Below are 10,472 nucleotides of genomic sequence, written 5' to 3'. Positions count from 1 at the left end.
CGGAAGACCCGGTCAGCGCCCCGCCGGTGCGCATGTCGCGCCCGCGCGACAAGGGTTAAAGCCCGCGCCCGCGCGACAGGGGATAAAGCCCGCGTCCGGGCGGCGCCGGCTTACTGCGGCGGCGACTGTGAATGCGGCAGGCCGATAAATAAGCCCGCGCCCGCACGGCGCCGGCCGGCCGCCGGCCCGCCAGCGGGGCGGTGCGTTCGGCGCAGTGCGTCGTCTCGCGCGTTCAGCCGCGTCGGAAGCGGTGGCTGGCGGGCACGAAGAAGCGGTGCGGCGTGCGGGCGAAGGCGGCCAGTCCCTCCAGCGCCGGCAGCGGATGGCGGATGAGGAAGGTCGGGATCTCCCGGACCAGCGCGGTGTGGGGGGCCTTGTCCTCGAACATCGCGCGGAAGCGGCCGTCGGTCAGGTGGCTTTCGATGCGCGGGGCGATGCCGCCGGCCAGATAGACGCCGCCGCGGGCCAGATAGGTCAGCGCCAGATTGCCGGCGAAGCGGGCGAGATGGGCGGAGAAGTGATCGAGCGTGGCGGCGGCCAGATCGTCGCCGGCCTCGGCGGCGGCGGTGACTTCGGCCGGGGTGGCGCAGGCCGCTGCCCGGCCGGCCACCTTCGCCACCGCCTTGTAGAGGCGCAGCAGGCCGGGGCCGCTCAGGACCGTTTCGGGCGTGATGCGGCCGTGGGCCCGCTCCAGCGCCGGCCACAGCGCAAAGTCGGCATCCGTCACCGGGCCGAGATCGCAGTGCCCGGCCTCGCTCGGCAGCGGCACCCAGCGTCCGGCGGAGTGGATGAGCCCGCCGACGCCCATGCCCGTGCCGGGCCCGACGACCACGCGCGGGGCATTTTCCACCACCCGGCCGCCGCCGATCGGCATCAGCGCATCGCCCGACAGCACCGGCAGGGCGAGCGACAGCGCCTCGAAATCGTTGACCAGAACCAGTTCGTCCAGCGCCAGCGCGGCGATGAGTTCGTGCACATCGAAGGCCCAGTTCGCATTGGTCAGGCGCGGCCGGGCGCCTTCGATGGGGCCGGCAAAGGCCAGCACCGCGGCGCGCGGATGGGGCGCGCCGGCCGCCGCCAGCACGGCAAGGGCCGCGGCATCCGGGCTGGGATAGGCGTTGGTGGCCACGATGGGGAAGACCTGAAGGGGCGTATCCGGCCCCGTCACCATGGCAAAGCGGGCGTTGGTGCCGCCGATGTCGGCCAGAAGAACCGGAAAGGGCAGGACATCGCCAGAAGCCGTCATGGTCTCTCCCAGAACATAAAAAAGGGGCAAGGAAAGGCGCGATCCTGCGCCCGGTTATTATCGGTATAAAACGCAGCGACGTCGGAAAAGCCCGCCTGCCGGCTTTTCCCCGTGATTGTAGCACCGGCCGGGCACCATTGCCGCCTCGCACCGGCGACGGCAAGCGGAAAGGCACCGCCGTCTGCTGCGACCTCTGGCAGCGCTGCCACCCCGCGGACTTGTCACGGACGCGTGCTTTCTTCATGACAGGGCAGGCGGTGACCGGGAGGGTGATCATGGCAGACGACGCGGCGGCGCCGGCGGGGCAGGGGTCGGGAGAGGGACACGGGCAAGGTTCGGGGCCGGGCCACGGTTCGGGACAGGGGCCGGCGGCCCGGACGGCGTTCGGCTTCACGCCCCATGCGCTGCGCCCGGCGGTGCTGGGCGAGATGCACGCCCGCCCGGCCCATCCGGTGGAAGCCCCGCGCACGGTGCTGCATCTGGCCTTCCTGACCGGCCCGGAGGAGGCCGCGGCCGACCGCGCGGCGGTGGACGCCCTCGCCCTCAGCCTCGGCGAGGCCGGGCCGGGCGCGGCCATGCGCCAGTGCCGGCTTGCCACCAGCGGCGGGTTTCTGCGCTGGGAGAGCCACACCGAGTTCAGCACCTACACCTTCGATGCCCCGGGCAGCGGCGGGCCGTTGCCGCCGCATCCCTTCGGGCACGCCTTCCGCCAGCCCGGCCCGCTGATTGCCGCCGTGCGGCTCGACCTGCTGCCGATGCCCGCGGCGCTTGAAGACGGTCTGGAAGGCTTCGACCCCATCAGCCTGTGCGTGTCGCGCGTGGCCGACGGCGAGACGGTGGCGGCCACCGATTTCCGGCAGGATGCCGATGGCTTCACGCGCATCCGGGTGTTCGTCGGCAGCCTGTCGGCCTCCCGCACCGGCTATCTGGTCCAGCGCCTCATCGAGATCGAGACCTATCGCACGCTCGCTCTGCTCGGGCTGCCGGAAGCCCAGCGCGTGACGCCCTCGGTGCGCCGCATCGAAGCCGGGCTGGTGACGGCGCTGGAGGCGATGAAATCGACCCGCGGCCTGACCGACAATCAGCGCCTGCTCGACGACCTGACCGACCTCGCCGCCGATCTGGAAGCCGGTGCCGCGGCGAGCGCCTATCGCTTTGCCGCCACGCGCGCCTATCGCGAGATTGTGGCGGAGCGGCTGGAGGCGATCCGCGAGCAGCACGTTTCGGGCTATGGCGGCTGGCGCGGCTTTCTGCAGCGCCGGTTCGCACCGGCCATGCGCACCTGCATTGCCATCGAGGCCCGCCAGATCGATCTTTCCACCAAGCTCGCGCGCGCGGCCAACCTGCTGCGCACCCGCGTGGATGTGGAACTGGAGCGGCAGAACCGCGACCTGCTGCATTCCATGAACCTGCGCGGCCGGCTGCAACTGCGCCTGCAGCAGACCGTGGAAGGGCTGTCGGTGGCGGCGATCAGCTACTATGTGGTCTCGCTCATCGCCAAGGTCGCCGAGGGCCTGCATGCCGAGGGGCTGCCGGTGGCGCCCGAACTGACCACGGCACTCTCGGTGCCGGCGGTGGTGCTGGCGATCTGGTGGGTGGTGCGCTCCATCCGCCGCCACCATGCCGACGTGCACTTCAGCGACCGTTGAGCGTGCCGCCCTGCGGGCCGCAAACGAAGCGGCCCCGCCCGGCGGGTGCTGGACAGGGCCGCGATGAAAGGGGCCTCCTGAGAGCCCGTTTGCGGGTCAGACGGCGTTGTCGCAGTCCGAGCGGCCGCGCCGCGTGCTGGTGCGCCCTTCAAGGAAGGTCTCCAGCAGGTCCGGCGCCGCAAGGCGCTGGCGGGCCGTGGCGCGCGCGGCGGCCCGCCGTTCCACCGCCAGCACCGTCAGCCGCCGCGTCGGATCGCGGTGCACCGGTCCGCTCAGCACCGAATGCACGTCGCCGCGCGTGATGCCGATGTCGCGCAGCATCTGATCGTCCATGGAGAGAAGCGCATGGGCCTGACGGCGGTTTCGCATCGCCACCCAGAATGCCGCCACAGCCGAGGCCGCCGCCTTGAAACCGCGCACGGCCAGCGCCGCGGACCGCGAGAGAGCGAACGAACGGGAAGGGGCAAACATGGTCTTCATCTCCGGGCAAAAGGGATCACACGTCCCGTAACAACAGGGTCATCTGGGTCTTGGGTCAGGGGTTGAAAGGAAAGCACGCCGGCTTGTGGCAGGACGGACCGGCAAGCCCGTCTGCAGCGGCGATGACGGCACCATGCGCTGCAGCAATTGATAAATCCAACGAATGTTCGTAATGTTATCCATCAGTAAGTTTGATGCAGAGCGCGCCGGCGCGCGATGAGCGCCGGCGGAGGGGGAAAACCCATGGCGGCCGTGCTCGATCTGGACCAGCTGCGCACCTTCGTCGCCATTGCGGAGACCGGCAGCTTCACCCGCGCCGCCGAGACGGTGTTCAAGACGCAGTCGGCGGTTTCCATGCAGATGCGCCGGCTTGAGGAGCGCATCGGCCGGCCGATCTTCGTGCGCGACGGCCGTCAGTCGCGCCTGACCGACGAGGGCGAACGGCTGCTCGGCTACGCCCGCCGCATGGTGCGCCTCAACGACGAAACGCTGGCCGCCTTCGACGAGGACGAACTGACGGGCCGGGTGCGCTTCGGCACGCCGGACGACTATGCCGACCGTTTCCTGCCGGAGATTCTGGCCCGTTTCGCCCGCTCCAACCCGCGGGTCGAGGTGACGGTGCGCTGCGAGCCGAGTTCGATACTGGTGGAGGCGCTGCGGGCCAACGAACTCGATGCCGCCATCATCACCCACGTGGCGGCGCTGGCCAAGGGCAGCGAGCAGGTGGTGCGGCGCGAGCCACTGCTGTGGGTCACCTCCGCGCGCCACTCGGTGCACGAGCTGGACGTGGTGCCGCTGGCGCTGGGGCAGGCGACGTGCTGCTGGCGGCTGACCGCCATCGAGACGCTGAGCCGGATCGGCCGCGCCCACCGCGTGCTCTACACGAGCTGGAACGCCAGCGTCGTCGGCGCGGCGGTGCTGGCGGGGCTGGCGGTTTCCGCCCTGCCGGAATCGGCGCTCCGGCCGGGCATGCGTGTGCTGTCGGAGGCCGATGGCTATCCGCGGCTTCAGCCGGTGGAAATCTCGCTGATCCGCTCCTGGCACCAGACCTCGCCGCTGATCGATGCGCTGAGCGAGCACGTCATCTGCTCGCTCGACAACATCTCGGTGCCGCTCACTGCGGCGGCGGAATAGGTCATTCCGCCGGCGGGCGCGGCACCCCGGCGCGGATGGCGGCGGAAAAATCCGCGCTGTCGCCCGTCGCCCGCGCGGCCGGGCCGATTTCGGCCTTCGCCTTCAGATCCGGCAGCGGCAGCGAGGTATCCACCGCGCCGATCTCGTAGGCATAGTCCGGCCCGTAGCCCGGCAGCAGCACGCGCCAGTCCGGCCGCAGATCCGGCCAGATGGCGCCGGCAAAGCGGAAGGCGAGCGTCGTGCAGTTATCGCGCAGGGTATCGTAGAACGCCGGCCGTGCCGCCAGCCGGTTCAGCGCTGCGGCATAGGCCAGCAGCAGCCGGCGGGCGTTTTCGCGGCCCACGCTCAGCCGGTAGAGCCGCACATCCTCGCCGCGGACATTGGTGCGCAGGCGGATCAGGTCGCGCTCGTCGGCGGCGATGATGACGAGCCCGTAGCTCTTGAAAAAGCCGGCGAGCGGCGAATAGGCCTGCCCAACGCGCTTGCGCGTTTCGATGGAAAAGGCCAGCGGCGGGGCATCGTCGAAGGTGAAGCTCACCACGACATGGGCAATGGCCGGCCCGCTCCAGTAGGAGAAGAACAGATCTACCCCGCTGACGGCCGCAAGCGACACGGTGCGGGTGGTCCACGCCTCGCGGGCCGTGTCGCGGGTGATCCAGTCGAAGGCGCGCACATCGTGAAAGGTGATGCGGTCGCCTTCCACCGTGGCGGTTGCCATGCGGGCGACATCGGGCTGCCAGTCGGCGGTATTGGTGGGGGCAAGGGTTGCCCACCAGACGACGAAGGCCGGCGCGGCGAGGGCGAAAGGCAGCAGCGCCGCAAGCCGCCCGGTGACGAGGCCGAACAGGGCGGCGAGGCTGACCAGCACCCAGCCGGCGACGAGCCCGAGCCGCAGGGCGCCGGGGCCGAGCTGAAACCACAGCGCCAGCGCCGCGAACGGCCCGAGCAGCAGCGGCAGCAGGGTGGCCAGCAGCCGGCCGGTGCGCTGCAGCGCGCGCCGCGCGGGCCGGGCCGGTGCGGGCTGCCGGTCGCCCGGCCCGTTCACGCGGCGGACCCGCCGGCGGCCGGCCGCTTCAGCCAGTTATCCGGCGACCAGCGCGCCGTGCCGTCCACGGCGTGCAGTGCATAGGCCAGCCGGCGGCGGGCCGAGGTATTGGGGCCGGAGCGGTGGGGCAACAGGCCGTGAAGCACCACCAGGGTGCCTTCCGGGGCCTCCAGCGGTTCGCCCGTCGCATCCTCGAAGGGGCGCGGGTCGAGCGTGGTCTTCACGAGCGCGCCGCCGTCATAATGGAAGCGCTCGCGCAGCGTCGTCAGGTGGCCGCCGGGCGGGGCGAACAGGCAGCCGTTCTCCGCCGTGGCATCTTCCAGCGCAATCCAGAAGCCGGTCACCGTCACCGGATCGGTGTGGAGGTAGGTCGCGTCCTGATGCATGCCCACTTCGCCGCCGATGAACGGCGGCTTCACGATCAGCATCGACTGCACGATTTCCGGCTGCTCCAGCCCCAGCCCCTCCGCCAGCCGCTTCAGACGCACGTCATGGGAGAACGGCGCGAACACCGGGTCGAGATCGTGCAGCGCATGGCCGATCTTGTTGATGGCGCCATGCTTGTCGCGCGTCAGCCGTCCTTCGGCATCGAAGGCGCCGGCCTCGAAGAAGAAGCGGATCCGGTCGCCGGAATCGCGGAAATAGGCGTCGCGGGCGTGCGCCTGATCTTCGGTGGAGAAGACCGTGCGCACGCTCTGCGGATCGAACGCCTCGATCAGCTCATATTCGCGCCGGCGCAGCGCCGCGCAGGTCCCGGCCGGGGCGAAGCCGGTGAGCACGAGGAAACCGTCGGCCTCATAGGCGGCCAGCATCTTGTCGCTGACGAGGCCACCGGCCGGGAAGGGGAAGGTGCGGGCCATCGGGGCTTCCTCTCAGAGAAACGGCGTGCCGTGGGCCCCGGGCCCGAGGCCGAGGCGGGTGCCGATGCTGGCGCCGATATCGGCGAAGCTCTCCCGCCGGCCGATGCTGCCGCCGGCAAGGCCGGGGCCGAAGGCGAGGATGGGCACATGCTCGCGGGTGTGGTCGGTGCCGCGGAAGGTCGGGTCGCAGCCATGGTCGGCGGTGATGATGGCCACGTCGCCGGGCCGCAGGCGGGCGATGAATTCCGGCAACCGGGCATCGAAGGCCTCCAGCGCCGCGGCATAGCCGGCGACATCCCGGCGATGGCCGAACACCATGTCGAAATCGACGAAATTGGTCACCACCAGATCGCCGTCGCCGGCGGTGTCCATGGCGGCCAGCGTGGCCGTGAACAGCGCCGCGTTGCCGGCCGCCTTCACCACTTTCGTCACGCCGCAATGGGCATAGATATCGCCGATCTTGCCGATGCCGATCACCTGCCGGCCGGCCGCCTTCGCCCGGTCGAGCACGGTCGGCTCCGGCGGCGGCACCGCATAGTCGCGCCGGTTGGCCGTGCGCACGAAGGTTTCGGCGGTCTCGCCGGTGAAGGGGCGGGCGATGACGCGGCCGATATTCAGCGCATCGACGTGGCGGCGCGCGATTTCGCACAGGGCATAAAGCCGGTCGAGGCCGAAATGGGTCTCGTGGGCGGCGATCTGCAGCACCGAGTCGGCGGAGGTGTAGAAAATCGGCCGGCCGGTGTGGATGTGCGCCTCGCCGAGCCGGGCGATGATGTCGGTGCCGGAGGCGTGGCAGTTGCCGAGGATGCCGGCAAGGCCCGCCTCCTGCACGATGGCCGACACCAGACCGGCGGGGAAGGCGGGCACGGTGTGGGGAAAATAGCCCCAGTCGAACGGCACCGGCACGCCGGCGATTTCCCAGTGGCCGGAGGGCGTGTCCTTGCCCTTCGAAACCTCGACGCCATAGCCCCACAGGCCGGTCGCCGGCGCCGCGCTCTCAAGGCCCGCCGGCCGATGCCCCGACGAGGCCTTTGCGGCGCGGCCGAGGCCGAGGGCGGCGAGGTTGGGCAGCTTCAGCGGGCCGGCGCGCAGGCCCGCCCGGTCGGCCCTGCCGGCCGCACAGGCGGCGGCGATGTGGCCGACGGTGTCTGACCCGGCATCGCCATAGGCCGCGGCATCGGCCGCTGCGCCGATGCCGACGGAATCGAGGATGAGCAGAAAGGCACGCGCCATGTTGGTCTTTCCCGGGCCGCCGTGCGGCGCGGCAGGTCGATTCTGCCCGCCGGGCCGCTCTCAGCGGACCCTAATGCACTCCTCCGCCTCTTGCTACCGCAGGCCGCAGCGCGGCGCCGGGCTGCGGGGGCAGGGCAAAAGAGGTCTGGCAACGGGAGGGCAGGCCAAGAGGGCCGATATCCTGTTGCCGGATTAATCAAAAATTGTGAATATGAAATATGCACGCATAAGAGGTGCTGCAACGGGGAGGGGCTATAATGATTCCGGGGTGGACTATGACGGGCCGGCATCTGGCCGGCGGTTTGAGCGGGCTGGTGATGTGCGTCCTCGTGGCCGGGTGCGCGCAGACGACGGCCGTTGTCGATCCGGCCTACAGCCGGCTGTCGTTCGGCTATCTCAACAGCGGTATGGCGGAGCTGGGCCGGCTCTATCTGATCGATACGAAGGCGAAGACGATTACGGAAATCGGCACGGTACCGGTGTCGCAGACAGCGCGGGGCGAACCGGCCAGCTACGCGGCCCGGCAGGTCTCCGACCTCGGCGTGACACTGAACGGGTCCGTCGCCGCCGCCAATGTCTCCAAATCGGCCGTGGAGGCTGCCGTGGAGGCTAAGGTCGGGCGCACGGCGGAACTGCGGCTCGACGACTATTTCGACATGAGCTACAGCGCTCTCGATGCCGACATCACGACCGCTCTGCGCGCACAGGCGGCAAAGATGGCGGCGGGCGACGGGTCCGGCTGGGAAATCGACACGGTGCTCCGCAATCCGGACCTGATCTACCTGCTGGTGTTCCGCACCTATGCCGCGCGTTCGGCCGTCTTCGCGCTCAACGGCGTCAGCACCGCGGGCGCGACCGCCGATGTCGTCGATGTCGGCAATCTCAAGGTGGAGGTGAAGCTCTCCGGCGACAGCACAACGACGTGGACCGGGTCCGGGCGCCCGGCGGTGGTCGAATACGTCGCCTTCCGGCCGCGGCTGGAAAAGGGGCCGGGCGGCACGGAGCACCTTCGCTTCCGCCGCTACGGCGTGCGGGTGCCGGAGAAGCTGTCGGAAACGCTGCGCACGGGGATGCGCTGAGCAAAGGCCTGCGCTGAGGCTGCCCGGCAGCAGCGCACACCGGAAAAAGCGGCCCGCGGGAGGGGGCTCCCGCGGGCCGGTCATCGTCTGGCGTGGCGCGGCTGCGTCGTCAGCCGATGGTCATCAGGCTGGCGTTGCCGCCGGCGGCCGCGGTGTTGGTGCTGATGGAGCGTTCCTCCACCAGCATTTCCAGCGGATAGTCGTCGCTGGCGAGTTCCAGCGCATCGCGGGCGATGCCGTGCACCGGCACGATGGGGCCCGGCCGGTCGGCAACCTGCGCGGCCAGCGCCTGCAGGGCATCGCCGTCGCCCTCGAACAGCACGGCGGCAAAGCGCTCGCCGCTCCAGTCGCCGGCGACCTTCACATGGGCGCGCACCGCCTCCGGCAGCCGGGCGATGCGGGCGGCGATGTCGCTGCCGTCGGCCGGCGGCACCACGATCGCATCGTTGCCGGTGGCGAGGGCCGCGCCGATCTGGGCCAGCGCCCCGGCCTCGCTGCCGGCCACCGCCAGAACGCGGCCGCGCGGTTCGGCGCGGTAGACGTTGCGCTCGCCCACCGGGCCCGGCAGCTCCATGGCGCGGCCGGCAAGCGAGCGGGCGATATAGCGGCCGATGCGCTCGGCCAGCGCGGCCGCCCCCTCGCTCGTCAGCTGCTCCTGCAGGGCCACCGCCGCGGCCGCAGGCGCCGCCTCGCCGGAGAACGGCTGGCAGGGGGCGTGGAGGCTGGTCAGCCGCGACAGATAGAGCGGACCGCCGGCCTTGGGGCCGGTGCCGGAAAGGCCCCGTCCGCCGAACGGCTGCACGCCCACGACAGCGCCGACCACATTGCGGTTGACGTAGACGTTGCCGGCATCGATGCGCCTCACCACGCGGGCAATGGTCTCGTCGATGCGGCTGTGGACGCCGAAAGTGAGGCCGTAGCCGGTGGCGTTGATCTCGTCGATCAGGCTTTCCATGTCTTCGCGGCGGAAGCGGATGACATGCAGCACCGGGCCGAACACCTCGCGCTTCAGCTCCGAGATGGCGCCGATCTCGATGAGGGTGGGGGCGACGAAGGTGCCGTGGCCGGCGGTGGGAGCCAGCGCCACCTGCTCCACGGCGCGGCCGGCCGAGCGCAGCGCTTCGATGTGGGCCGTGATGATGGCCTGCGCCTCTGCCGTGATGACCGGGCCGATGTCGGTGGAAAGCCGGTCGGGATTGCCGACCGAAAGTTCCGCCATCGCGCCGCGCAGCATGGCGAGCATGCGCTCCGCCACGTCCTCCTGAACGCACAGGATGCGCAGCGCCGAGCAGCGCTGGCCGGCGGAATCGAAGGCGGAGGTCAGCACATCCGCCACCACCTGTTCGGCCAGCGCGGAGGAATCGACGATCATGGCGTTCTGCCCGCCGGTTTCCGCGATCAGCGGAATGGTGCGGGCATCCGGGCTGAGGCGGCCGGCCAGCGTCTTCTGGATGAGGCGGGCGACCTCGGTGGAACCGGTGAACATGACCGCGGCGGTGCGGGCATCGGCCACCAGCCGGGCGCCGACATCGCCGGCGCCGGGCAGCAGCTGCAGCGCCCCGGCCGGCACGCCGGCCTCGTGCAGGATGCGCACGCCGGCGGCCGCGATGAGCGGGGTTTCTTCCGCAGGCTTTGCCAGCACCGGATTGCCGGCGGCCAGCGCGGCGGCGATCTGGCCGCTGAAGATCGCCAGCGGGAAGTTCCACGGGCTGATGCAGGCCACGGGGCCGAGCGGGCGGTGGGTGT

General features: G+C 70.8%; 9 protein-coding genes. 3 read left to right on the top strand and 6 right to left on the bottom strand.

Features of this window, described 5'->3' with window-relative positions; all coding sequences use genetic code 11:
• Window positions 1-232 precede the first annotated feature (232 nt).
• Entirely contained in the window at window positions 233-1,246 is a 1,014-nt protein-coding gene (locus V7067_RS10920; RefSeq protein ID WP_334175932.1) for a glucokinase, read from the bottom strand.
• Window positions 1,247-1,521: 275 nt separating this feature from the next.
• On the opposite strand from V7067_RS10920, the gene V7067_RS10915 reads away from it, so the two are divergent.
• Window positions 1,522-2,895 (top strand): DUF3422 domain-containing protein, encoded by a 1,374-nt coding sequence (locus V7067_RS10915; protein WP_334175931.1) that lies wholly within the window; start codon window positions 1,522-1,524, stop codon window positions 2,893-2,895.
• Window positions 2,896-2,991: 96 nt separating this feature from the next.
• Here the strand turns inward: V7067_RS10915 and V7067_RS10910 are convergent, their stop codons facing one another.
• Window positions 2,992-3,366 (bottom strand): DUF1127 domain-containing protein, encoded by a 375-nt coding sequence (locus V7067_RS10910; protein WP_334175930.1) that lies wholly within the window; start codon window positions 3,364-3,366, stop codon window positions 2,992-2,994.
• Window positions 3,367-3,618: 252 nt separating this feature from the next.
• On the opposite strand from V7067_RS10910, the gene V7067_RS10905 reads away from it, so the two are divergent.
• Window positions 3,619-4,509 (top strand): LysR substrate-binding domain-containing protein, encoded by an 891-nt coding sequence (locus tag V7067_RS10905; RefSeq protein WP_334175929.1) that lies wholly within the window; start codon window positions 3,619-3,621, stop codon window positions 4,507-4,509.
• 1 nt (window position 4,510) lies between these two features.
• Here the strand turns inward: V7067_RS10905 and V7067_RS10900 are convergent, their stop codons facing one another.
• The 3 genes from V7067_RS10900 to V7067_RS10890 are packed head-to-tail and all read right to left on the bottom strand — an operon-like array spanning window position 4,511 to window position 7,647.
• Window positions 4,511-5,554: a DUF4105 domain-containing protein gene (locus V7067_RS10900; protein ID WP_334175928.1), complete on the bottom strand. Its 1,044-nt coding sequence runs from the start codon at window positions 5,552-5,554 to the stop codon at window positions 4,511-4,513.
• On the bottom strand, window positions 5,551-6,414 hold the full coding sequence (locus tag V7067_RS10895; RefSeq protein WP_334175927.1) for a phytanoyl-CoA dioxygenase family protein: 864 nt from the start codon (window positions 6,412-6,414) through the stop codon (window positions 5,551-5,553). The genes V7067_RS10900 and V7067_RS10895 overlap by 4 nt, the downstream gene beginning before the upstream one ends.
• A 12-nt stretch (window positions 6,415-6,426) precedes the next feature.
• Window positions 6,427-7,647, bottom strand: a complete 1,221-nt coding sequence (locus V7067_RS10890) for a phosphopentomutase (protein WP_334175926.1) — start codon at window positions 7,645-7,647, stop codon at window positions 6,427-6,429.
• Window positions 7,648-7,922: 275 nt separating this feature from the next.
• Between V7067_RS10890 and V7067_RS10885 the strand changes: the two genes are divergently transcribed.
• Window positions 7,923-8,726 (top strand): hypothetical protein, encoded by an 804-nt coding sequence (locus V7067_RS10885; RefSeq protein WP_334175925.1) that lies wholly within the window; start codon window positions 7,923-7,925, stop codon window positions 8,724-8,726.
• 109 nt (window positions 8,727-8,835) lie between these two features.
• Here V7067_RS10885 and V7067_RS10880 read toward each other — a convergent pair.
• Window positions 8,836-10,472 (bottom strand): L-glutamate gamma-semialdehyde dehydrogenase (locus V7067_RS10880; RefSeq protein ID WP_334175924.1); only part of this gene is annotated, 1,637 nt, incomplete at its 5' end.

This window comes from Pseudoxanthobacter sp. (assembly GCF_036822375.1).
GTDB lineage: Bacteria > Pseudomonadota > Alphaproteobacteria > Rhizobiales > Segnochrobactraceae > Pseudoxanthobacter.
Note: the sequence above shows the minus strand (reverse complement) of the source record. Positions and strands in the feature narration are given on the sequence as shown.